At 38.1% G+C, this 22,776-nt stretch carries 23 protein-coding genes, 1 tRNA gene and 1 riboswitch; of the genes, 20 read left to right on the top strand and 4 right to left on the bottom strand.

Annotated features, from left to right (window positions below; translation table 11 throughout):
• Positions 1–78: 78 nt before the first annotated feature.
• Positions 79–249, top strand: coding sequence for a hypothetical protein (locus AAHI99_RS05235; RefSeq protein ID WP_342227246.1), 171 nt, complete (start codon positions 79–81; stop codon positions 247–249).
• 249 nt (positions 250–498) lie between these two features.
• Here the strand turns inward: AAHI99_RS05235 and efp are convergent, their stop codons facing one another.
• Together efp and orn are read right to left on the bottom strand one after the other, a co-directional pair.
• Positions 499–1,068, bottom strand: a complete 570-nt coding sequence (gene efp, locus AAHI99_RS05230; protein ID WP_342227245.1) for an elongation factor P — start codon at positions 1,066–1,068, stop codon at positions 499–501.
• A gap of 18 nt (positions 1,069–1,086) precedes the next feature.
• Entirely contained in the window at positions 1,087–1,632 is a 546-nt protein-coding gene (orn, locus tag AAHI99_RS05225; protein WP_339049837.1) for an oligoribonuclease, read from the bottom strand.
• Positions 1,633–1,856: 224 nt separating this feature from the next.
• On the opposite strand from orn, the gene plsY reads away from it, so the two are divergent.
• Entirely contained in the window at positions 1,857–2,462 is a 606-nt protein-coding gene (gene plsY / locus AAHI99_RS05220) for a glycerol-3-phosphate 1-O-acyltransferase PlsY (protein WP_342227244.1), read from the top strand.
• 115 nt (positions 2,463–2,577) lie between these two features.
• Positions 2,578–3,603, top strand: a complete 1,026-nt coding sequence (locus AAHI99_RS05215) for a hypothetical protein (protein WP_342227243.1) — start codon at positions 2,578–2,580, stop codon at positions 3,601–3,603.
• Between the two features lie 14 nt (positions 3,604–3,617).
• Here AAHI99_RS05215 and tsaD read toward each other — a convergent pair whose 3' ends face one another.
• Entirely contained in the window at positions 3,618–4,673 is a 1,056-nt protein-coding gene (gene tsaD / locus AAHI99_RS05210; RefSeq protein ID WP_342227242.1) for a tRNA (adenosine(37)-N6)-threonylcarbamoyltransferase complex transferase subunit TsaD, read from the bottom strand.
• A 61-nt stretch (positions 4,674–4,734) separates the two neighbouring features.
• On the opposite strand from tsaD, the gene rpsU reads away from it, so the two are divergent.
• The 13 genes from rpsU to AAHI99_RS05145 all read left to right on the top strand — a co-directional run bounded on the left by rpsU (position 4,735) and on the right by AAHI99_RS05145 (position 16,702).
• A complete protein-coding gene (rpsU, locus tag AAHI99_RS05205) occupies positions 4,735–4,962 on the top strand; it encodes a 30S ribosomal protein S21 (protein WP_006035291.1) in 228 nt (75 codons plus the stop codon).
• A gap of 7 nt (positions 4,963–4,969) precedes the next feature.
• Positions 4,970–5,419 carry a GatB/YqeY domain-containing protein gene (locus tag AAHI99_RS05200; protein ID WP_342227241.1) on the top strand — a complete coding sequence of 150 codons (450 nt, stop codon included), beginning with the start codon at positions 4,970–4,972 and terminating at the stop codon, positions 5,417–5,419.
• A 65-nt stretch (positions 5,420–5,484) separates the two neighbouring features.
• On the top strand, positions 5,485–7,239 hold the full coding sequence (gene dnaG / locus AAHI99_RS05195; protein ID WP_342227240.1) for a DNA primase: 1,755 nt from the start codon (positions 5,485–5,487) through the stop codon (positions 7,237–7,239).
• A 224-nt stretch (positions 7,240–7,463) separates the two neighbouring features.
• Complete coding sequence (gene ald / locus AAHI99_RS05190) at positions 7,464–8,582, top strand: alanine dehydrogenase (protein WP_342227239.1); 1,119 nt, start codon at positions 7,464–7,466, stop codon at positions 8,580–8,582.
• Positions 8,575–9,948 carry a leucyl aminopeptidase family protein gene (locus AAHI99_RS05185; RefSeq protein WP_342227238.1) on the top strand — a complete coding sequence of 458 codons (1,374 nt, stop codon included), beginning with the start codon at positions 8,575–8,577 and terminating at the stop codon, positions 9,946–9,948. Before ald ends, AAHI99_RS05185 begins: the two co-directional genes overlap by 8 nt.
• A gap of 28 nt (positions 9,949–9,976) precedes the next feature.
• Positions 9,977–10,606, top strand: a complete 630-nt coding sequence (locus AAHI99_RS05180) for a GNAT family N-acetyltransferase (protein WP_342227237.1) — start codon at positions 9,977–9,979, stop codon at positions 10,604–10,606.
• Between the two features lie 229 nt (positions 10,607–10,835).
• The gene (locus AAHI99_RS05175; RefSeq protein WP_342227236.1) at positions 10,836–11,183 is read left to right on the top strand and encodes a hypothetical protein; all 348 of its coding nucleotides are present in this window, start codon (positions 10,836–10,838) and stop codon (positions 11,181–11,183) included.
• A 43-nt stretch (positions 11,184–11,226) separates the two neighbouring features.
• Positions 11,227–11,320: riboswitch (TPP riboswitch) on the top strand.
• A 69-nt stretch (positions 11,321–11,389) separates the two neighbouring features.
• Positions 11,390–12,337, top strand: a complete 948-nt coding sequence (locus tag AAHI99_RS05170) for an ABC transporter substrate-binding protein (RefSeq protein ID WP_342227235.1) — start codon at positions 11,390–11,392, stop codon at positions 12,335–12,337.
• A 2-nt stretch (positions 12,338–12,339) separates the two neighbouring features.
• On the top strand, positions 12,340–13,410 hold the full coding sequence (locus AAHI99_RS05165; protein ID WP_342228358.1) for an FAD-dependent oxidoreductase: 1,071 nt from the start codon (positions 12,340–12,342) through the stop codon (positions 13,408–13,410).
• The gene (gene thiS, locus AAHI99_RS05160) at positions 13,391–13,594 is read left to right on the top strand and encodes a sulfur carrier protein ThiS (RefSeq protein ID WP_342227234.1); all 204 of its coding nucleotides are present in this window, start codon (positions 13,391–13,393) and stop codon (positions 13,592–13,594) included. The genes AAHI99_RS05165 and thiS overlap by 20 nt, the downstream gene beginning before the upstream one ends.
• A 2-nt stretch (positions 13,595–13,596) precedes the next feature.
• Complete coding sequence (locus AAHI99_RS05155; RefSeq protein WP_342227233.1) at positions 13,597–14,385, top strand: thiazole synthase; 789 nt, start codon at positions 13,597–13,599, stop codon at positions 14,383–14,385.
• Positions 14,382–15,608: a thiamine phosphate synthase gene (gene thiE, locus AAHI99_RS05150; protein WP_342227232.1), complete on the top strand. Its 1,227-nt coding sequence runs from the start codon at positions 14,382–14,384 to the stop codon at positions 15,606–15,608. Before AAHI99_RS05155 ends, thiE begins: the two co-directional genes overlap by 4 nt.
• Positions 15,608–16,702, top strand: coding sequence for a HesA/MoeB/ThiF family protein (locus tag AAHI99_RS05145; protein ID WP_342227231.1), 1,095 nt, complete (start codon positions 15,608–15,610; stop codon positions 16,700–16,702). Before thiE ends, AAHI99_RS05145 begins: the two co-directional genes overlap by 1 nt.
• 59 nt (positions 16,703–16,761) lie before the next feature.
• Here AAHI99_RS05145 and folD read toward each other — a convergent pair whose 3' ends face one another.
• Positions 16,762–17,613: a bifunctional methylenetetrahydrofolate dehydrogenase/methenyltetrahydrofolate cyclohydrolase FolD gene (gene folD / locus AAHI99_RS05140; RefSeq protein ID WP_342227230.1), complete on the bottom strand. Its 852-nt coding sequence runs from the start codon at positions 17,611–17,613 to the stop codon at positions 16,762–16,764.
• A 48-nt stretch (positions 17,614–17,661) separates the two neighbouring features.
• Between folD and serS the strand changes: the two genes are divergently transcribed.
• The 4 genes from serS (at position 17,662) to AAHI99_RS05120 (ending at position 22,543) form a co-directional block, all read left to right on the top strand.
• Complete coding sequence (gene serS / locus AAHI99_RS05135) at positions 17,662–18,936, top strand: serine--tRNA ligase (RefSeq protein ID WP_342227229.1); 1,275 nt, start codon at positions 17,662–17,664, stop codon at positions 18,934–18,936.
• A gap of 11 nt (positions 18,937–18,947) precedes the next feature.
• The gene (locus AAHI99_RS05130; RefSeq protein ID WP_342227228.1) at positions 18,948–20,897 is read left to right on the top strand and encodes an OPT family oligopeptide transporter; all 1,950 of its coding nucleotides are present in this window, start codon (positions 18,948–18,950) and stop codon (positions 20,895–20,897) included.
• A gap of 176 nt (positions 20,898–21,073) precedes the next feature.
• Positions 21,074–22,327: an NRAMP family divalent metal transporter gene (locus AAHI99_RS05125; protein WP_342227227.1), complete on the top strand. Its 1,254-nt coding sequence runs from the start codon at positions 21,074–21,076 to the stop codon at positions 22,325–22,327.
• Positions 22,328–22,467: 140 nt separating this feature from the next.
• A tRNA-Lys gene (locus AAHI99_RS05120) sits at positions 22,468–22,543 on the top strand.
• The last annotated feature ends 233 nt before the right edge of the window (positions 22,544–22,776 follow it).

Here is a 22,776-nt window from a genome sequence, read left to right as displayed (position 1 = left end):
ATAGTAATATTATGGTATTTAGCGAGGTCTTTGCTAGGCTTAAAGGAGAGACATTATATGTTTTAATTAGGAGCTCATATGAACAAAGGTAAATTTCCTCACGATCCGAAACACCAAAAACCAAAATGGCCAAGTCATGCAGGTATTGGTCCACAAAAACCTCCACACAATCCTGGACACCACGGCGGACACGGCCCAGAAGGTAATCCAAATAAACCACAATGGCCAGGTAATAAAGACAAACGCTAACAGTCAAATTAATGCTTTTGGATAAGCTTGCTAAGTTTTTTTTTAGCAGTTGATTGGGGCAGGAGCGCAACTGAGATGGATGATCTTTACCGATCATCCATCTTTTTTTATACTATACTCTTCGCACTTGAATTTTTGACTGTGTTGCCGCTCAATTCGCAATCCTCATGTATTTTGAATACACTCCGGTTGCTTATCTTTACGGCGCCTTGTCAAAAATCCCATTGCTTTGAGTATAAATAGAATCTTTTAGGCTTTTACTCTGGAAAGATATTCGCCGGTGCGCGTATCAACTTTGATTAATTCACCAATTTGGATAAATAACGGGACTCGGACGATAGCGCCTGTTTCTAAAGTAGCGGGTTTTCCACCCCCGCCAGATGTGTCGCCGCGCACACCCGGATCCGTTTCAATTATTTTTAAAACAACAAAATTAGCCGGTGTTATGCACAAAGGAGAACCCTTGTATAAGGTCAGAGTGCATAAGTCTTGTTCCTTTAGCCATATTTTAGCTTCTGTCACCGCCGATTCATCTGCTGCGTATTGTTCGTAGGTTTCGGCATCCATAAAATGCCAAACATTTCCATCGTTGTAGAGATATTGAACTTCAAGATCAAATACATCAGCCGCTTGTAAGCTATCTCCAGATTTTAAAGTACGTTCAATAACGCGTGCATTTTTTAAATTACGTAATTTAATCCGGTTAAAAGCTTGTCCTTTTCCTGGTTTAACGTAATCATTTTCTAATATAGTGTAAGGGTCATTATCTAACATGACCTTCATACCGTTTTTTAAATCTTTGGTTGAATAATCTGCCATAAAAATCAATTCGAAAAGTTAAAGTTTAAATAGATGTTCGCGATAATAACGTAATTCATTAATAGAGTCTCGTACATCCTCTAGTGCTAAATGTTTAGATTTTTTCTTATAGCCATCCAATATGCTTGGACTCCAACGATAGGCTAGTTCTTTTAATGTACTTACGTCTAAGTTCCGATAATGAAAATATTTTTCTAATATCGGCATACAACGGGCTAAGAAACGACGATCTTGGCAAATACTATTACCACACATTGGTGATTTATTAGGGGGGACATACGTCATGATAAATTCTAGAGTTTGCTTTTCCGCTTCTTCTTCGGTTGTTTTGCTGACTCTTACTCTTTCCAGTAAACCTGAGCCCTTATGTTGGCGTTTATTCCAATCGTCCATTCCGGTTAATAGTTGTTCAGATTGGAATATAGCAAACACAGGACCCTCTTCTATAATCTCTAATTGAGAATCTGTGATAATGGTTGCAATCTCAATAATTTTATCTTGATTAGTATCAAGTCCAGTCATCTCGAGATCGATCCAAATTAAATTATCCGCTTTGGGCGTCATGTTAGGACCTTTTAATAATTATTACTATACTCTTGGCACTTGACATTGTCTGTGTATCGCGCGGACGGCAATCCTTTCGCGGCACTTGTCAAAACCCAATTGCTGTGAGTATATAAATTGGCTGTCGCAATTTTCAATCAAGAAAATTATTTATCGTTTATATTATACCGCGGCATCTATTCAAGATGCGAATTTTTTAAAAAAGAGTCTATATAGGAAAATTTATGTTATCGCTACTTATTTTCATCTTAATTGCCTATTTACTGGGTTCTTTGTCCAGTGCGATTATCGTGAGTAAATGTGCAGGGCTACCTGATCCTCGTACGCAAGGTTCAGGGAATCCAGGGGCTAGCAATATCCTTAGAATAGGCGGAAAAAAATTAGCTGCTATCGTATTATTGGGAGATGTGCTCAAAGGTTGGATTCCCGTTATGCTAGCTAAATTGTTTGGTTTGCCGCTAGCGTCTTTGGCATGGGTCGCTTTTTTTGCTTTTATAGGTCATTTATATCCGATTTTTTTTGGTTTTCGTGGCGGGAAGGGCGTAGCAACCGCATTGGGTGGATTATTTGCTTTAGCGTGGCCTCTAGGCTTGATAGGTTTATTAAGCTGGGCGGTGGTGTTGTTTGTATTTCGTTATATTTCTGTTGCATCCATGCTGGCGGCTATCGTGACGTTTTTTTATGTTTTTTATTCTTATTCGTTGGCGGTTTATTTGCCGATTCTTTTAATGACGATAATACTCGTAGCACGGCATTTTTCAAATATTCAACGTTTATTTCAAGGTACAGAACCCCAATTAACTCAAACTCAATTGAAGAAGAAAAAATAATTTTTATTTTAAGAGAAACTGTTTCCGAAATTTATTACAAAAACTTTTTTTATGTTATGTTGTTGGGTGAAAGAGATTTTTCAATAAAAAGATTTTAATTACATGGAGATTAGTTATGCCGATTAAATTTAAAAATACTTCTGCTACAAATTTAGCTGATCCCTCACAAAAACTTCTAAAGGGTATATTCTCTCCTTCTAAAGTAGAAATAGTGCGTGCCGAAAAAAAATTAACTTTTTCTGATAGGGTCGTCGAACTCTTTTATATTATAGATGATGAAGTGTTATCAACAAGAAATAAAAGATTAATAAAAGACGTTCATGAAGAAAAAAAACGCCTCAAATTAAATTTAATTAAATTGTTTAACTGTAATGAAGAGCTTATAGACAATACCATAAAAGAAATCAAAAAAGTTGAAACTGAATCAGGATTAGGCAAAGATGAAATAAATCAACCCTCAAGCTCATCACAGGCCAATGCCGAACAAAATTTTCAACCCCCGATGAATAGTGAAGAAGCACCAACGGGTTCTTTTAATGATTATTTACAAGCGATTAAAGTGAGTATTCAATTTTTTAAAGGAAAAAATATTGATTTAAGTTTTCTTGCTTTTGAAATTAATATGATATTAGCGTATTTATTGAAAAATAGTTTGACATCTGAAGAAAAAGTTCAACTCAATGAATTAACTTTAGCAAATAGAATACCAGGACGAGAATTAGATTTAGAAAATATTCCTGATTATATCTATTTTTATGAGCAAGATCCGATAAAAACCTGTATTGTTTTATTAAAAGATTATTCTAAAGGTGAGGGTTGCTTGGGGATCATTTACCGATTTTTTTCAGGGGCTTGGAAAAGAAATTATAAGGATCCTGTTAATAAGTTTTTATCGATTTATAAACAAAATGAGTTACCCGATAATATAACTATATGCGGTATTTATGAAAAATTAAAAGATCTGGGTTTACTATTTAATTTTGATGCTGAAAGTAAAAGTAGTTTAAGAAAAATATTGTTATTTTGTGCTAAGCTTAATAATGAAGAAGAGTCTTTGCTGCATTTAATAGTCAATTGTTCCCTCACTTCTTTTCCTCCTCTGGATCGGGATAGACAGTTTGATTGTTGTTTCGGCACATGAAAATTTTCGTGTAGTTAATCCAACTGATCTAAAGGATAACGCGCAATGGTTTTTATGCCTAAATTATCGCTTTGACCTAAATTTAAGCGACGATAGCCTAAATAAGCAATCATTGCCCCATTATCTGTGCAGAAACTGGGTCGTGGGTAGTAAAGTGTAAAGTCATGCTTAGCTGCCATATTGGCGAGTTCTTTTCGGAGCCAGGTATTAGCTGCTACGCCACCTGCAACCACTAAGCGACGCAGGCCGGTTTGCTTTAAAGCGCGCATAGCCTTTATAACTAAAGTATCCGCTACCGCAGCTTGAAATTCATGAGCAATATTTGCTTTAGTTTGTGCAGTTTGATCGCTATTTTTTAATGTTGTATTTACAAAGGTTTTCAATCCACTAAAACTAAAATCGCAATCGGGTCTATTTACCATGGGCCGTGGAAAAGTGTATTGTTTAGCTTGGCCTTGCTCAGCTAATCTAGCGATAGCAGGGCCACCTGGGTAATTTAAACCTAATAATTTGGCGGTTTTATCAAAAGCTTCGCCTACCGCATCATCTAGACTGACGCCTAGAATCTTGTAATCGCCGATACCATATACTTGTGCTAGCAGGGTATGGCCGCCGGAAACTAATAGGGCAATAAATGGGAATTCTGGGGCACGTTCTTCTAGCATAGGCGCGAGCAAGTGGGCTTCCATATGATGTACGCCTAAGGTGGGAATTCCGAGTGCCCAGCCTAAACTACGTCCAAAAGCCGCACCGACCAATAGAGCGCCTGCTAAGCCAGGTCCTGCACAATAGGCAATGCCATCGATAGCTGAGAGCGTGAGATTGGCACCTGTCAAAGTTTCTTGTAGTAAGGGTAATATTTTAAGAATATGGTCGCGTGAGGCGAGTTCTGGAACGACGCCGCCATACAGATTATGTAGCTCAATTTGACTATATAACGAATGAGCAATGAGACCTTTTTGACCATGATAGAGGGCAATACCGGTTTCATCGCAGGAAGTTTCAATCCCTAATACACAATGTATGTTTTTTGGATGGATATCGGTTTGCTTTGAATAGAAACTTTGCATTTTTATGGATTGCTGGTTAGAATTAGCACCTATTTTAACTTTAATTGAGGAACTGCACTACATGCCCGGCGTAATACTTAAAACCAGCGAAACACTCGAGTCGGCTATTCGCCGTTATAAGCGTGCCTGTGAAAAATCAGGTATTTTCGCTGAAGTGCGTCGTCGTGAATACTACGAGAAACCCACTGAAGCGCGCAAGCGTCGTTTCGCAGCAGCAGTCAAGCGTTGTCGCAAGCGCTTGATGCGTGATAATCCTTGCTTTATCGCTAAAACAAAGCGTAAGCATTAATACCGGCATGACGACCTCTCTCAAACAGCAAATTCAGGAAGATATGAAGATTGCTCTTCGAGCACACGATAAGCAACGTTTGGGTGTGGTACGGCTCATTTTGGCGGCGATTAAGCAGGTTGAAGTGGATGAACGCGTTGAATTAGATGATACGCGTATTACACAGATACTGAATAAAATGATTAAGCAACGTCGCGATTCTATTGCTCAGTATGATCAGGCTAAACGTGATGATTTAGCCGATCAAGAACGTTTAGAAGTCAAGATTATTCAAACCTATCTACCCGAACCATTAAGTGAAGCAGACATTGATCGTATGGTATCTGAAGCCATTACAAAAGTAGGTGCTACTTCAGTTAAGGAGATGGGAAAAGTCATGGCAGAACTGAAAGACAGATTACAAGGTCGTGCTGACATGACACAAATTAGCGCAAAAATTAAAGCACGGTTGACTTAAAAATTCGTTTATTTCTTCTTGAGCCGTAATACAGACAAAGATTCAAGTGCGAGGAGTACATAAATATGTCACTAGCACCCATCCCACAGGAATTTATTAATGAGCTCCTAGCGCGCGTAGATATTGTGCAGCTTATTGATGCGCGCGTTCCCTTGCGAAAAAAAGGTAAAAATTATATTGCCTGCTGTCCCTTTCACGCCGAAAAAACACCTTCGTTTACCGTTACGCCAGAAAAACAATTTTACTATTGTTTTGGTTGCTCTGTAGGTGGAAATGCTTTTAGTTTTTTAATGGAATATGAAAAACTAAGTTTTGTTGAAGCAGTGAATTCATTAGCGGAACAAATAGGCATGGAAGTTCCGCAGCATGCAAAACATCAAGAAATTTATAAAGCTTCATCTAATCTTTATGGTTTGTTAGAAGAGGTGGCGCAATTTTATGCCAAAGAATTACGACAAAATACACTCGCTATTAACTATCTAAAACAACGTGGGCTATCGGGCGAGATAGCGAAAAAATTTAACTTAGGTTATGCCCCAGCGGCTTGGGATACCTTACTTAAAAATTTTAACGATACCGAAAATTTATATGCAGCGGGCTTATTAATTAAAAAATCTGAAAGCCAAGGTTATTATGATCGTTTCCGGGATCGAATTATGTTTCCAATACGTGATAGAAGAGGACGCGTCATTGGATTTGGCGGTCGTGTCTTGACGCAACAGGAACCCAAATATTTGAATTCGCCTGAAACTACACTTTTTCATAAAGGTAAAGAACTGTATGGTCTTTATGAAACATTTCAGGCAAATCGTCAGTTAGAACGCATTATAGTGGTTGAAGGTTATATGGATGTTTTAGCGTTGTTTCAAGCGGATCTTTCTTTTGCTGTCGCAACCCTGGGCACTGCAACCAGCCAGGATCAAATAAGTCGACTGATGAGTCATACACAGGAAATAATTTTTTGTTTTGATGGCGATATTGCCGGAAAAAAAGCGGCATGGCGTGTATTAGAGCAAAGCTTAGATTTATTAACAGATGGTTATATATTACGTTTCTTATTATTACCTAATGGCGAAGACCCAGACTCTTTGATACAAAAAAAAGGCTGTACTGAATTTATTGCTAGGTTGCAACAAGCGCAGTCTTTAGGTGAATTTTTATTTGGTTATTTGTTAACGCAAGTTGATATTAATCAATTAGAAGGTAAAGCACGCCTGGCGAAGCTAGCCGTCCCGCTGATTGAAAAAGTAGCGGTGGGTATTATGCAGCATAAATTATTTGAACAATTGGCCACTTTAGTTAATATGGATGTAGTGACATTAAAAAAAGTTACTGTGAATGATAAAAGTAATGTAGTAAAAAAAATGCCAAAAAAAATACCAAGGTTTAATACAGCCAATCGTTCTTCGCCGATGCGTTTGGCGATTGCTTTATTAGTGCAATTCCCGCAAATCGTTAAATCACTTTCCGACAAGCAATGTCAACTATTAAGCAGATTAGAATTACCTGGGAGTGATTTTTTAGTTCAATTATTTTTACTACTCAAGCAAAATCCAGAGTTAACCAGTGCTATGTTACTAGAATATTGGCGAGAAGATGAAGCTCGTTATAAAATTTTCAAACAATTGATAAATTTTCCTTTAACTATCCCCGAATCTGGGGTGCAAGCTGAATTTCATGATTTACTCAAGCATTTAAAAAAATCAGCTGCAGAAGGACAAATCGATAAGTTATTACAACAAGGAAAGCAATCCGGTTTGAACGAAGAGGAAAAAAAACATTTGTATCATTTAATGTTAAACAACATTAATGATAAATAGCTGGGCTGCATTTTAATGGGTACTCTCAATTTTCATATTTTTTGATAAAGAAAACACACTCTATAATGGACTTTTTATAAAACCCGTGTATTTTGTGATGGGTTCCAAGTGTAGTCTTAGAAGTCGAAGCTAACCGTTTAAAAAATATACTTACGGCTTTGTGAAGAATAGTTTACACAAGGAAGTGGTACAAACCTGACAACATCCTTTAATACGGAGTTAATATGCATATTGGCGTTCCTAAAGAAATTAAGAACAATGAATATCGAGTAGCTATAGTGCCATCTATCGTTCGCGAACTGACTGATCATGGTCATCGAGTTTTCATTGAAACAAATGCAGGGAATGGTGTTGATATTTCAGATAGTGATTATCAAGAATCAGGGGCTACTATCCTCAATAGCGCACAAGAAGTTTTCGAGCAAGGCGATTTGATTCTTAAAGTTAAAGAACCGCAACCACAAGAATGTGCTTATTTAAATGAAGAAAAAACTTTATTTACTTTTTTACATTTAGCGGCTGATAAAAAACAAACAGAATTATTGTTAGCTTCGAATTGTACGGCTATTGCCTATGAAACAGTTACCGATGCACGGGGTGGTTTGCCTTTGTTAGCGCCTATGAGTGAAGTAGCAGGACGCATGTCGATACAAGCTGGCGCACATTGTTTAGAGAAGGCACAAGGAGGACGTGGAATTTTATTATCGGGTGTTCCTGGTGTTTCATCCTCGAGTGTTGTTGTTTTAGGTGGCGGAGTTGTGGGTAGTAATACCATTCGCATGGCATTAGGCTTAGAAGCGCAAGTGACCGTGTTGGATAAATCAGCCGCAAAACTAAAAGAATTAGATCTACATTTTGGTGGACAATTGAATACTATTTTTTCCACACAAGATTCAATCGAGAAATATGTACCCTTAGCAGATTTATTAATAGGTGCGGTGTTAGTACCCGGAGCAGAAGCGCCGAAAATTGTAACACGGGATTTATTAAATAAAATGCGCCCAGGTTCGGTAGTTGTGGATGTATCCATTGATCAAGGTGGATGTTTTGCGACAAGCCGGCCGACAACACACACGGATCCTACTTATATTGTCGATGATATTGTTCATTATTGTGTGAGTAATATGCCGGGTGCAGTGCCACGTACTTCGACGTTTGCTTTGACGCATGCCACACTGCCTTATATTTTAGCTCTAGCGAACAAAGGTATTTACCAAGCGTTGGCTGAAGATATCAATTTACGTAATGGCTTGAATATTTCACGTGGTCGTATCACACATCAAGCGGTGGCGCATGTATTTGATAAGCCTTATGTTTCAGCACGGGAGGTTTTGAGTGTCTAATTGTTTTATTCATGAATCCTTGCGATCCGTCCCTATTACGGCTATTTTGCCAGAGTCGTGGCCAGCTTGGTTAGCAGAACAGACAAATACCACGCAACAATGGTTACAATCGATTAATTTTATTGCAAAACCAGGAAGTTACAGTTTACTTCCTGGAACCGCAGGACAATTGCAACAAATTTTGTTGATATGTAATGATGAAGCGGATTTCTGGACGTTCGGTTTGCTACCCACTGTACTTCCCGAGGGTCATTATCATGTTGAAGGGATAGATAAATGTAAATCATTGGAACAAATTGCTTTAGCATGGGGCTTAGGTGCGTATGAATTTATCCGATATAAAAAATCAACTCGACCTTTAGCACAATTGCTTATTGCAAAAAAGAACCATGCTCAATTAATGATAAAACTTGAAGCGATTTATAGAGTTCGTAATCTAATCAATACGCCAGCGGATGATATGGATCCGGCAGAACTCGTAGAAAATGTATTTCAGATCGGCAAAAAATACCATGCCTCAGTGACACAGATAGTTGGAGAAGATTTATTAACCGCTAACTATCCCGCTATTTATACTGTCGGTAAAGCAAGTTGTCATGAACCACGTTTAGTTGATTTAAAATGGGGTGATAGTAAACATCCAAAAGTTACCTTAGTGGGTAAGGGCGTATGCTTTGATTCGGGTGGTTATAATTTAAAGTCTAGTGGCAATATGTTGGCTATGAAGAAGGATATGGGTGGTGCAGCAAATGCTATCGGTTTAGCCGAAATGATTATGGCACATCAGTTACCGGTGCGTTTACGTTTATTGATTCCTGCTGTGGAAAATTTGATTGCAGGCAACGCTTATAAACCAGGTGATATTATTCAGACTCGACATGGTTTAACGGTAGAGATTGGAAATACCGATGCTGAAGGTCGACTTATTTTAGCGGATGCTTTGTGTGAAGCGGATAGTGAAAGTCCAGAATTGTTGATTGATTTTGCTACCTTGACTGGTGCTGCAAGAGGTGCAGTCGGAACAGAAATAAGTGCCTTTTTTACCGACCAAGAACAATTAGCACATGATATTATACAACATAGTCACCAACAACAGGATCCAGTATGGCGTTTACCTTTATATAAACCGTATCAAAAATTGCTCGATAGCAAATTTGCCGATTTAAACAATTGTGGATCTTCACCCTTTGCGGGTGCGATTACAGCGGCGTTGTTTTTGCGTAGTTTTATTAGTGCAGAGACAACGTGGTTACATTTTGATTTTAATGCTTACAATGTTAATAACAGACCAGGCCGACCCGAAGGCGGAGAAGCGATGGCAATATTAACGGTATTTAGTTATTTATTAGAACGATATCCAATTTAATTAGAAATTTTACTGACATGGAGGTTATATGCCAGATATTTTTTTTGAAAAAAATTCAGAAACTAATCGATTAAATGTAAGTATAAAAACTGAAAGATTAGTGATGGAGTCTACTATCCCCAACCATCTTTGTAATTATAAAAAGCTATTTATGGACTCAGAAAATATGCTTAAAGTAATGGATGGAAATCCTTGGAGTGAAGATAAAATTGGCGAACAACATAAACAATGGGTTGCAAAATGGAATAATGATAACCCCTTTAGTTCATTAGCGATTTTAAAAAACGATACCGATGAATTTATTGGACATGTTTTATTAGATGAGAGCAAGTGGCCTGGTGTTGCTCACTTAGCTTATGCTTTAGATAAGAAATTCTGGGGACAAAAGTATGGGAAGGAAACCATACCGTTGGTTGTGCAAGAATATGCACCCCTATTAAAAGAAAATTATAAAATTTTAGGCGAAAGTTTTACGGGTATTTATGCAACTGCACGTCCAGATAATCCCCCCTCTATTAAATTACTGCAGACAGCAGGGATGAAAAAAATTGACGAAAAGCCTAAATGGGGGCAACTTCGTCATTTTTTCTTTATAAATACCATCGATTTAATAAAATTTCCAAGTGCAGTGTGTGCTACCAAGCCTGGATTAATTTAAAAAAGATGCTTTTGCGTAATTTTAATAATGTAGAGACGAGGTAGTTATACTTTGATTTTAATGCTAGCGAAATGCAAATTGAATAATTTTTATTATTTTTTTTGTTAAAATTATTATTATCAATAATTTTATTGCAAAAAAAAATCCTTTATTTATACTGCGTTTTCTAATTTTTTTATATTTGGAAAAATAAAAAATATGCCAACCATTGATCAACTTCAGCAGGAAATTGCAAAACAAACAAACTGAGCTCTCGAATTGTAGTCGAGATTTAAAAATGCTGACCACACGTCGTGCTAATCAACAACGTGCAGTAACAAGAAAAGAAAATAAAATATCTGATCTTACCTATCGATCCAATTTAACGGCAACTGAAAGTGCAAATTTGGCCAACTTGCAACGCGAGCTTCCCTCGGATCAACAAGAATTACGTAACCGTGAAAGTGAAATGCGCACTTGTTCTGAAAGCGAAACTAGATTGATATTACAAGTTGGATGTTTGAAAAAGGAGTTAATAAGCAGATTAGAAACTTCAGAAGCACATAGCGACGCCAATCGAAAGAGCTTCAGGAGATAATAATTGCAAGACAAGCCATTAAATTTAATATAGAATTGACTTGTTAGATGGCGCGGGGTGTCGGAAACGGCTGAGATTATGACCCGTCGAACTTGAACTGATTCATATCAGCGTAAGGATCGCCTTCAAAAAATTCATCCCCTATTTCTAGGTGGGATGTTTTTCTTTGCCATCTCCATTTTTATTTATTAAGAGAGGTTATGGCAATGTCAGTATTAAAATCTCGCGTCAGCTTGTTACTCAACTGGTATACCAATCCTTACCATGCGCCGATTATTGTCGCGCAGCAATTAGGGTTTTATGCACAAGAAGATATTAAATTAGCAATACTCGAACCCAACGATCCCAGTGATGTAACCGAATTAGTCGGTTTGGGTAGCGTTGATTTTGGTGTAAAAGCGATGATCCATACTGTCGCCGCTAGAGCGAAAGGTTACCCAGTCACCTCGATTGGTACGCTACTCGATGAGCCTCCCACTGGCTTAATTGCCTTAAAATCAAGTGGAATTCGGCAATTTCATGACATCGTTAGCAAACGCGTAGGTTATATCGGCGAGTTTGGTAAGAAGATTATTGATAATCTAGCAGGACTTGCGGGTATTGATCCAAATAGCTATGAAACCGTTCGCATAGGAATGAATGTCACTGATGCGATCTGTCGTAACATTATTGATGCTGGTATTGGTTTCGTTAATTTCCAAAAAATCGAATTAGAACATCTACGCGGTGAAACCGTGTTTTTGCGTATCGATCAACTTGCTGGTTTAGGTTGTTGCTGTTTTTGTTCGGTACAATTCATTGTTCCGGAGCAAACCTTACAAAAAACTGAATTAGTTCAATCTTTTCTTAAAGCAACGCAACGTGGCGCGACATTAACTACCGAACAACCTGAAGAAGCCTATGAATGTTTATGTCAAGCAAAACCACAATTACGTACGCCGCTTTATCACAAGATTTTTATGCATAGCTTACCGTTTTTTTCGCGTAATTTATTCAACGTTGAACGAGATTGGGATAAAGTTGGCCGTTATACTAAACATTTAAATATTGTCGATAAACATTTTGCAATCACGGACTGTTATACCAATCAATTTTTACCTAAAGTTCCCTACTCGGAAATACCGGCCGTTGCGGATTGTTTGGCCAGCGAATGATGATGCAAGCGGGCATTGTAGGAATGGGCATCATGGGTCGGTTGCTAGCACTAGCCTTACATAATGTCGGCTGGCAAGTCAGCTTATTTGATGAACAACAAGGAGATAATAATTGTAGTTCTACTGCGGCGGGTTTATTAACGCCATTTTCTGAATGTGATAAAGCCGATCCGGTGATTTCTCGCTTAGGTCAAGAATCGCTTACATCCTATTGGACTACTATTCTCAAACAATTAGCAGAACCTATTTATTTTCAGCAAGCTGGCTGTATTGCGGTTCATCATCCTCATGATAAAGCAGAATGGCAGCATTTTTCTCGGCGGATCAGTAGTAAATTGCCAGCAAAGGATTATTTTCAGCATTTATCCAAAGAAAGCTTGATGCAACTTGAACCTGAACTCGATAAGTTTGAAACAGCCTATTATTTTCCTGATGAAGCACAAATAGATTGTCAGTCTGTTATGCATAGTCTAAAAAAATATTTGCAGGCGCAAGGTATTTCATTTCGTTGCAACACACACCTTACATCATTGGTATCTAGAAGAATAATTACTCAGAAAAAAACCTATGAATTTGATTATGTTTTCGATTGTCGAGGGATGGGTGCGCGCACAATTTTTAACGATTTACGTGCGGTGCGAGGCGAATTAATCCACTTATATGCACCTAATGTGCAATTACAGCGTCCGATTCGTTTTTTACATCCGCGTTATAGTTTATATATTATTCCAAGGCCCAGAAATATTTATATTATCGGAGCTAGCGAAATTGAAGCTGAAGATTATAGTCCCATCTCAGTTCGTACGAGTTTGGAATTAATGACAGCGGCTTATTATTTACATCCTGGTTTTGCTGAAGCACGAATTATTGAAACGAGAACGCATTGTCGACCGACTTTAGCATCGCATTTACCTTGCATAAATCACGAAGAAGGGTTAATAGCCGTGAATGGACTATATCGTCATGGTTATTTAATCGCACCCGCATTAGTGGAAGAAATTTTGTGTGGAATAAATCAACAGGATCTTCAATATCCAGAACTTTGGAAAACTTATGATAAATGTTTTTCTTAATAACAAAAGCCTTAGTATTGAAACTGAATCAAGTTTGTATGATTTTTTAATGCATAATGAGCAACTTAAAGATTATGTGGCTGTGACCGTCAATAATACCTTAGTGGCACGTAGGGATTTTAACACTACTTTCTTAAAAGCCAATGATTGTGTGGATGTTTTGATACCTATGCAAGGAGGATAAGTATGTGGAATCTAGCGGGAAAAATTCTAGAAAGTAGATTACTATTAGGTACTGCACACTATCCTTCATTGGCGATGATGACAGCGGCAATTCAGACTTCGGGCGCACAGATCATTACCTTATCTATTCAACGTCAAACAGCATGTAACTTGGGTGGAGAAGATTTTTGGCAAGCTATAAAAAAACTAAATTGTTTTCTTTTACCGAATACCGCAGGATGTAGAAACGCTAATATGGCCATTAAAACGGCTGAGATAAGTCGAGAATTATTTAATACTTCCTGGATAAAATTAGAAGTTATCGGCGATGAATATAATTTACAAGCGGATCCCATCGAATCAATTAAAGCGGCAAAAATTTTAATTGAACAAGGTTTTGAAGTTTTTCCTTATTGCACCGATGATTTAGTGATCTGTCAAAAACTTGTCGATGTGGGATGTAAAATTTTAATGCCTTGGGCGGCGCCGATTGGATCCGGCAGAGGCGTGTTAAATCCCTATGGCTTAGAAACATTACGTTGCCGATTACCAAATACTACATTGATTGTTGATGCAGGTATTGGAAAACCTTCTGATGCAGTGAAAGTAATGGAATTAGGGTTTGATGGCGTGTTACTCAATACCGCAGTTGCGCTTGCACAGCAGCCTAATGCTATGGCGCAAGCATTTCGTCATGCCATTATAGCGGGGCATGAGGCGTATAGGGCAGGAATAATGCCAGAAAGAAATGTTGCTCATCCCAGTACGTCATTAATTGATACACCATTTTGGCAGCAAGAAAATAAAGTATGAAATCAGCAAAGCTATTAATCATTGATTATTCAGACCCGGAAGGGAACAGCGCAAGCATTGATTTAGAAACACTGAAAAATTTTAATGTTCAATCCGCAACGATAATCGAGACAATAACAAAATACACTGAATCTAACCGCGCAGATTTTATAAAGTTACTTCCCTTTAGCGATCTCCTTATCTGTAATTTGCTGGAAGTGGAGAAAATATTAGATGTAACGCTGAATACTTATCAAGACATACAACAAGCTGGGCAGCGCTTGTTACAGTGGGGCGCTAAAAGTGTATTAATCAAAGCAAGTCAATTAAAAAAAGATTTCTTTTCTCAAGATTATTGGAGTAATCAAGAAGAATCGTTTTGGATGGCTACGCCACGATTACCAAAACAAACTATTGTGACCAAAGTTATTTTTGCTACGGCTATTGCCTCCTGTTTAGTGCGTAACTACTCGCTGAAGGATGCGATGGTTATTGCAAAAATGTATGTACAACGTGGATTACGTAATGCTTATACAGAAAATCAAACGCTAAAGTTTTTTCATAATGGATGGCCAGAAGAACAAATCGATCTTCCTTTTGTTTGTGCAAAACCTTTATTGAAATTACCCCCTATTTTTAAGCCGTGTATCACAGGTTTATATCCTATTGTTGATAGCAGTCACTGGGTAGAAAGATTATTAAGGCAAGGTGTAAAATGTATTCAATTACGTATTAAAGAAGCGAACGAATTATTTTTAGAACAAGAAATTAAGCGGAGTGTACTTCTCACAAAGCAATATCAAGCCAGGTTATTTGTTAATGATTATTGGCAACTGGCTATTCGTTTGCAGGCAGCAGGTGTGCATTTGGGTCAAGAAGATTTACATGACGCGGATATCAACGCGATTTATCGTTCTGGATTATATCTCGGCGTGAGTACCCATTGTTATTATGAAATGGCACGCGCGCATGCCAATAATCCATCCTACATTGCTTGTGGACCGATATATTTTACCAACAGTAAAGAAATGGTATTTTCACCGCAAGGCATTGAGCAATTAAAATGTTGGCGAAGAACACTTTCTTATCCATTGGTTGCGATTGGTGGGATTAATCTTGAACGTTTACCGGATATTGTAAAGTCCAAAGTGGAAGGGATTTCAGTTATTTCAGCGATTACACAAGCGCGTGATCCTAGTATGGCAATTGAAGAATTTTTACGACAAATAAACCAACCAAGATAATGTCTACTTTTCTTTCAGCAGATGAAATAATGCGTTATGCCCAACAAATTAAATTACCTGAAATTGGGCTGGAGGGACAAAAAAAACTTAAAGGGGCTCGAGTATTATGTATAGGTCTCGGTGGATTGGGCTCACCGTTACTACTTTATTTGGCAGCAGCGGGTGTGGGACAACTAGGAATAGCTGACCATGATAGGGTGGATTTAACTAATTTACACAGACAAATACTTTATCGCTTTCAAGATTTGGGTCAAGCAAAAGCAATTTCTGCTAAAGAGCAACTTTTAGCGCTTAATCCATGTATTGAAGTGAATTGCTATACAGAAAAACTCACTCACGACAATGCTGATAAGCTCATTAGTCAATACGATATAATTGCTGATGGTTCAGATAATTTTGCTACGCGTTATTTAATTCATGATACGTGTTTTAAGTTTAACAAACCTTATGTGTATGCGAGTGCAGGACAATTTCAAGGTTATTGTTCAGTATTTCATGCCAACCAAGAAAATCCTTGTTTGCGTTGCTTATTTCCATCTGCCCCTTCGGATACTAACGGTAATTGTGCAACGGATGGAGTAATAGGTGTGTTACCCGGCTTGCTGGGGATTCTGCAAGCGGTAGAAATAATTAAATGGATAGTAAACAGGGGGGTTGGCTTAGTAAAACGTTTACTGAGGGTCGATCTATTCGCAATGTCCTTTAAAGAGATTCATTTGCGCAAGAATCCTGATTGCCAATTATGTGTTTATGGCGAGTTTGTGAATGAGCCGACTCCTGCAATTGTCTGCGCTGAAAAATTATCATTAAACAATTATGCCCTCTCTATCCAAGAATTGATTCATTTATTACAAAAAAATGATACTTGCTTGGTTGATGTTCGTTCTGTAGCAGAACATAAGGAAAAAAATATCGGTGGTCAATTAATACCCTTAGAAGAATTACCCCGTCGCTTAAATGAATTAACGCGTAGTCATACTATCATTTTATATTGTCTTTCGGGTCAGAGAAGTCTGGCAGCGATAAAAATATTGTTAGCAGCAGGATTTACTTCGGTAAAATATCTAAAAAAAGGAGCCGCCGAATTTTTTTAATGATCAAAACTCGTTTCTTATTTGAAGATTAAACTTTATCCCATAACCAATTTGAGAAATTAGCTAGCATTTTCTGCAGCAAATAAAGTATTTTCTAATAACATGGCGACGGTCATGGGACCGACGCCGCCGGGAACGGGTGTAATATAAGCAGCAATTTCTTTAGCCGTGGAAAATTCGATATCACCGTGCAGTTTTCCACTGGGCGCGCGCGTAATGCCGATATCAATCACTACTGCATTGGGTTTGATCCAAGTGCTTTGAATAACGTCAGCTTTACCTATGGCACTCACTAAGATATCAGCTTGTTGGATGTGATGTTGTAAATCACGCGTGGCACTATGACACAAAGTGATGGTACAACCCGCATTTAAAAGTTCTAAAGCCATAGGCTTGCCAACGATGTTTGAGGTTCCAACAATGACGGCATTCAATCCCTTTAAAGAAATTTTTTCATAGGCTAATAAACGCATCACGCCATAAGGTGTGCAAGGGCGTAAAAAAGGCCGACCTTGAGCTAATAGGCCCAAATTGATGGGATGAAAACCATCAACATCTTTTTTTGGATCGATACTTTCTATAATATGTGCAGTATTAATCGATGGCGGAAGGGGTAGTTGGATCAATATACCGTGTACCTTGGGGTCGACATTCAATTTTCGAATCAATGTGAATAATTTATTCTCAGTAATAGACTTGGGTAAATCAAAGGCAAAGGAGTTTATGCCAACATCTCGACAAGCATCGCGTTTATTACGTACATAGATTTGCGAAGCGACATCTTCACCGACTAAAATCACAGCCAAGCCAGGAGTAATTAGGTCTTTTTTGCGCCGTTCTTCCAGTCGACGTTTAAGTTCTAAACGTATTTGTTGAGCAATCGCTTTGCCATCGATGATATTTACCGTCATAATTACTTGTAGTTTACCGTTTTAAAAAAGAGCAATCTAGGCCATTATATGTTAGATCCCAAGTATTTACGTAACGATATTCAAATTGAAGAAATCTCCAAGCAATTAGCAAATCGTGGTTACCAATTGGATACCCGCTTAATATCGCGTTTAGAAACCCGACGTAAAGAACTGCAATCTGAAACTGAAACTTTGCAGAATACTAGTAATCGCAGCGCAAAAGCCGTAGGCCTTGCCAAATCAAAAGGGGATTCAATTACTGGCTTATTAGAAGAAGTCGCAGGTTTAAAAAAACAACGCGAAACTTGTGAGAGTCAACTCAAAGATATACTCGCTGAGTTGTCGGCTATTTATTTGACTATTCCAAACTTGCCTCATGCAAGCGTTCCGATAGGACAAGATGAATCGCAAAATAAGACATTACGTCATTGGGGAAAAGTACCTAACTTTGCTTTTGCTGTAAAAGATCATGTCGCATTAGGCGAAGCAAATGGCTTAATGGATTTTGCAAGTGCAACAAAAATTGCGGGATCGCGTTTTGTGGTTTTGTATGGTCGTTTGGCAAGATTACAACGCGCGCTAATTCAATTTATGTTAGATGTGCATACTAAAGAACATGCTTATCAAGAAGTTTATGTGCCTTATATTGCCAATACTGAAAGCTTGATGGGTACGGGTCAATTACCTGGTTTTGCAGAAGATTTATTTAGCTTAAAAGGCGAGCAAGGTTTTTATTTAATACCGACAGCAGAAGTGTCCGTTACTAATATTGCCCGAGATACTATTTACGCTGCATCGGATTTACCTAAAAAGTATGTGGCTTATACGCCTTGTTTTCGTAGCGAAGCTGGTTCTTATGGTAAAGATACACGCGGTATGATCCGTCAGCATCAATTTGAAAAAGTTGAGCTAATCCGTTTTGTCGACCCTAAAAATTCCTATCAAGCCTTAGAAGAGTTAACACAGGACGCAGAGTCTATATTGCAAAAATTAGAATTACCTTACCGTGTCGTTGCTTTGTGTACGGGTGATTTGGGTTTTAGTTCAGCAAAAACCTACGATTTAGAAGTGTGGTTGCCTAGCCAAAATACTTATCGTGAAATTTCGTCGTGCAGTAATTTTGAATCTTTTCAGGCGCGTCGTTTAGCCGCACGTTGGCGTAATCCAGAAAACGCTAAAATTGAATTGATACATACGATTAATGGTTCTGGTTTGGCTGTGGGACGGACCTTAGTGGCATTAATGGAAAATTATCAAACTAAACAAGGAAAAATACGCATACCAGAAGCATTAAAAAATTATATTCAAGAAGATTTCATTTAAATTGAATGTCTATGCAAGACGATAGTAAACAGTCTTCCGGTATTACCTTAAGAGTCATTGTCTTAGGAATTTTTTTATCGATATTATTGGCAGCATCGAGTACTTATCTCGCCTTAAAAGTTGGAATTTTACCTTCAGCATCCATACCTGCTGCTATATTGGCGATGGCCATACTGCGTTTATTTCGTAACGGAACTATTTTTGAAGCGAATCTGATTCAGACTGCGGCATCTGCCGGTGAAGCGGTTGCTGGAGGCATTGTATTTACTATTCCAGCTTTAGTCATCATCGGTTATTGGCATTATTTTCCTTATTTTGCAAATTGTGCGATTGCTTTATTAGGAGGTTTATTAGGTATTTTGTTTTCGATTCCACTCCGTAAAATTTTAATCAACACGCCGCAACTCTATTTTCCAGAAGCGCGTGCGATATCTGAAGTTTTAAAGTTAAGTCAAAAACAAACATTTCATATTAATAAAATGTTAATGGGTACTGGTTTGGGTGCAGGTTTGGAGTTCGCGCAGACAGGTTTAAAAGTTATTGCCGTATCCACTGAAAAATGGATGGTATTCGGGAAATCTAACATCATCGGTTTTGGTTTAGGGTTTGCACCGGCATTAATTGGTGTAGGTTATTTAATTGGTTGGAATGTGGGTCTTAGTTTGTTGTTAGGGGCAGTTATTGCTTGGTGTATTAGTTTACCTTTATTAAGCTATTTTGCACCGGTAGGTAAAACGTTGATTGTTGCAAAAAGTTTAACAGTTTACGCCATCGACATTCATTATATTGGTTTAGGTGCAATGTTAGCCGCTGGCTTATGGACTTTATTAAATTTATTACATCCTTTTTATTTAAGCTTGCGTATTTCACTACAAGGTCTGTTTCAACCATTAAAACAGATTTCACCCAGCGAGCAAGATATACCTTTAAATTATTTAATCGCCGGTTTAGGTATAGTTATTCTGAGTATCTATTTTTTATTCGATTATTTATTGCCAATTCATAGCTTAATGTTTGCATTTCCACAATTATTTATAATCGGTGCAGTAGTGTATGTGTTACTTATAGGGTTTGTGTTTGCTGCACTATGTGGTTATTTTTCGGGTTTAGTAGGTGTAACAGCGAGTCCGGGTTCTGCCATAGTCATTTCAGGTTTATTATTTATGGCATTAATTTTACGCGGCCTGTTGTTTTTTAAAGGCCATGAATTGTTAAGTTCACAATTATTAAATGCTGCGGCTATGACGATCATTATCGGTGCAGTGGTTGCCGGTACCGCCTGTATTGCGAATGATAATATTCAAGATTTGAAAGTAGGGCATTTAATTGGAGCGACACCTAGTCAGCAACAGATTATGCTAATACTTGGCGTTGTCATTGCTGCTTTAGTTATTCCTTATGTGATGCAATTACTTTTTAGCGTGTATGGGTTAACAACAGTATTACCGCACACCGGTATGGATCCACAGCAAACTTTATCTGCTCCACCTGCCGCCATGATGGCAGGATTAACACAAGGAGTATTTAATCATGATCTGCCTTGGAATAGCTTAGCAGTGGGTGGAATTATCATGCTGGTATTAATCGCTATAAATAAACTCGGTAAAATTAATATTTCCTTGCTAGGTGTAGGGATGGGAATTTATTTACCTTTAAGTTCTTCTACTCCCTTATTTATCGGAAGTTTGTTTGCTTATGGCGTTAAATTGTATTTGCAAAAAAAAGGGAAAGCGTCGCAAATAGATTTTCAACAACACGATGCCGTTTTGCTCAGTTGTGGTTTAGTAGCAGGCGCAGCGTTGATGGATGTGTTACTTGCCATACCTTTATCAATTACGGGTAATTCTCGTTTATTTGCAATTTTGCCCATGAATTGGCAAGCGTTTGCTACGATGCTTAGTTTTTTAAGTTTATTGGGTTTAGCAGCGAGTTTCTATTGGGCAGTGCGACTAAAAAAATAGCTCGCTAAACAAGCTTTTAAAAGCTTTACTATCTTTTATTGCCTATATTGCCTAGGTATTATATAAGCTAGATAGCCAATTTCTAATTGATAATGATTATCATTACTATTGAAGTCCCCTATTATAATTGATACACTTCTAGCCAGAATAATTATAAAAATGGCTGAAAAGAAAGTATGTCTATATCGAAAATTTTGCATGGGCGCCGTATTTTAAAAAAACCGTTATTTTGGTTAAGTATAATCGGCCCGGGTTTAGTCGTCATGTTAGCCGATACGGATGCGGGCAGTTTAATTACTGCCGCGCAGAGCGGTGCAGTTTGGGGATATCGATTATTGGCATTACAGTTTATTTTGATGCCTATCCTGTATATTGCTCAGGAATTAACTGTGCGTTTAGGTATCGCAACGGGTATGGGGCATGGGGAATTAATTAAATATTATTTTGGCAAAACCTGGGCCTGGTTGTCAGTTTCAACCTTAGTAGTATCTTGTATTGGGGCCATACTTAGCGAGTTTAGTGGTTTGGCGGGGGTTGGGGCGCTATTTAATATCCCAGCCTGGGAAACCTTGTCCTTAGTGGTGGCTTTCTTGACCATCGTCGCATGGACAGGCTCTTATCGTTCGGTTGAGCGGATTGCCATTTTATTAGGATTATTCGAATTAGTTTTTTTATGGGTTGCTTGGGATGCAAGACCGGTAGCGCATGAAATACTTTCTGGTTTTACGGCCATTCCCTGGCAAAATAAATCTTACTTATATTTGCTGGCCGGAAATATTGGCGCAGTGATTATGCCGTGGATGATTTTCTATCAGCAGTCGGCGGTATTGGATAAAGGTCTAAATGTGAGTCACTTGCGGATTGCACGTTGGGATACCGCGATAGGGGCAATCATTACACAATTAATTATGGCTGCGTTATTGATAGCGACCGCCGCTACTATAGGCAAAATAAATCCACAAGTACCTCTGAATACGGTGCAACAAATTAGTGAGGCTATTACACCCAGCCTAGGATTTACAACAGGTCGGGTTTTATTTGCTTTGGGTATGACCGGTGCTGCATTAATTGCTAGTATTGTGGTTTCTTTAACAGCCGCTTGGGGTTTAGGTGAAGTGATGGGTTATCGCCGCTCCTTAGAACATCATCCTAAAGAAGCACCCTGGTTTTATGGAGTTTATACTTTAATTTTAGTGTTAGGCGGAATATTAGTGGCTTCTGGGAGTGTAAATTTAGTGAGTCTAAGTGTCGGTGTCGAAGTAATGAACGCTTTATTATTGCCGATAGTATTGGGATTTTTATATCTTTTAGCATTACGCACACTACCGAAAGACTTTCGTTTAAAACCTGTTTATGCAGTATTGGTTGGAATTATTTTATTAGTGACTTCTTTGTTTGGTTTATTCGGAGGAATTTCAGGGATTCTTTAGGTGACTAGTTAAACAAAGTTTATTTGAAGATTAAATTGATAGAATTATTTGCTGCAATGGCTAGAGTCATCGAAAAAAAATGTGTATTAGGATTGCTATTCACTAGCAAATTGTCTACAATCTCGGCTTCCGTTTTCATGGGGCCGTTAGCTCAGTTGGTAGAGCAGTAGACTTTTAATCTATTGGTCGATGGTTCGATTCCATCACGGCCCACCAGTAAAATCATACACTTAGCTAATCTTACCACTCTCCCATCACACTTGTAGGGCACCTTAGAAAAATAAATAAAAACAAAAAAAACTGAAGCTAAACTCATACTTTAGCTTAAGCGATAGATCCTTATGTTACAAAAATTCTTCCTACCAAGCCTAAGAGTGGTTTTAGTCAATAAAATAAACAACGATAAGGCTTCCTAAAGATTAAGTTGCTGTCAGCGTAATATAACTTCT

This window comes from Rickettsiella endosymbiont of Rhagonycha lignosa (genome assembly GCF_964031165.1).
Lineage (GTDB): Bacteria > Pseudomonadota > Gammaproteobacteria > Diplorickettsiales > Diplorickettsiaceae > Aquirickettsiella.
This window is presented reverse-complemented; position numbering and strand designations above follow the sequence as displayed.

Bases quoted from the DNA above. Each gene is read 5' to 3' on its own strand.
- AAHI99_RS05235 (WP_342227246.1), top strand. From the start codon at position 79: ATGAACAAAGGTAAATTTCCTCACGATCCGAAACACCAAAAACCAAAA.
- efp (WP_342227245.1), bottom strand. From the start codon at position 1,068: ATGGCAGATTATTCAACCAAAGATTTAAAAAACGGTATGAAGGTCATG.
- orn (WP_339049837.1), bottom strand. From the start codon at position 1,632: ATGACGCCCAAAGCGGATAATTTAATTTGGATCGATCTCGAGATGACT.
- plsY (WP_342227244.1), top strand. From the start codon at position 1,857: ATGTTATCGCTACTTATTTTCATCTTAATTGCCTATTTACTGGGTTCT.
- AAHI99_RS05215 (WP_342227243.1), top strand. From the start codon at position 2,578: ATGCCGATTAAATTTAAAAATACTTCTGCTACAAATTTAGCTGATCCC.
- tsaD (WP_342227242.1), bottom strand. From the start codon at position 4,673: ATGCAAAGTTTCTATTCAAAGCAAACCGATATCCATCCAAAAAACATA.
- rpsU (WP_006035291.1), top strand. From the start codon at position 4,735: ATGCCCGGCGTAATACTTAAAACCAGCGAAACACTCGAGTCGGCTATT.
- AAHI99_RS05200 (WP_342227241.1), top strand. From the start codon at position 4,970: ATGACGACCTCTCTCAAACAGCAAATTCAGGAAGATATGAAGATTGCT.
- dnaG (WP_342227240.1), top strand. From the start codon at position 5,485: ATGTCACTAGCACCCATCCCACAGGAATTTATTAATGAGCTCCTAGCG.
- ald (WP_342227239.1), top strand. From the start codon at position 7,464: ATGCATATTGGCGTTCCTAAAGAAATTAAGAACAATGAATATCGAGTA.
- AAHI99_RS05180 (WP_342227237.1), top strand. From the start codon at position 9,977: ATGCCAGATATTTTTTTTGAAAAAAATTCAGAAACTAATCGATTAAAT.
- AAHI99_RS05170 (WP_342227235.1), top strand. From the start codon at position 11,390: ATGTCAGTATTAAAATCTCGCGTCAGCTTGTTACTCAACTGGTATACC.
- AAHI99_RS05165 (WP_342228358.1), top strand. From the start codon at position 12,340: ATGCAAGCGGGCATTGTAGGAATGGGCATCATGGGTCGGTTGCTAGCA.
- thiS (WP_342227234.1), top strand. From the start codon at position 13,391: ATGATAAATGTTTTTCTTAATAACAAAAGCCTTAGTATTGAAACTGAA.
- AAHI99_RS05155 (WP_342227233.1), top strand. From the start codon at position 13,597: ATGTGGAATCTAGCGGGAAAAATTCTAGAAAGTAGATTACTATTAGGT.
- thiE (WP_342227232.1), top strand. From the start codon at position 14,382: ATGAAATCAGCAAAGCTATTAATCATTGATTATTCAGACCCGGAAGGG.
- AAHI99_RS05145 (WP_342227231.1), top strand. From the start codon at position 15,608: ATGTCTACTTTTCTTTCAGCAGATGAAATAATGCGTTATGCCCAACAA.
- folD (WP_342227230.1), bottom strand. From the start codon at position 17,613: ATGACGGTAAATATCATCGATGGCAAAGCGATTGCTCAACAAATACGT.
- serS (WP_342227229.1), top strand. From the start codon at position 17,662: ATGTTAGATCCCAAGTATTTACGTAACGATATTCAAATTGAAGAAATC.
- AAHI99_RS05130 (WP_342227228.1), top strand. From the start codon at position 18,948: ATGCAAGACGATAGTAAACAGTCTTCCGGTATTACCTTAAGAGTCATT.
- AAHI99_RS05125 (WP_342227227.1), top strand. From the start codon at position 21,074: ATGTCTATATCGAAAATTTTGCATGGGCGCCGTATTTTAAAAAAACCG.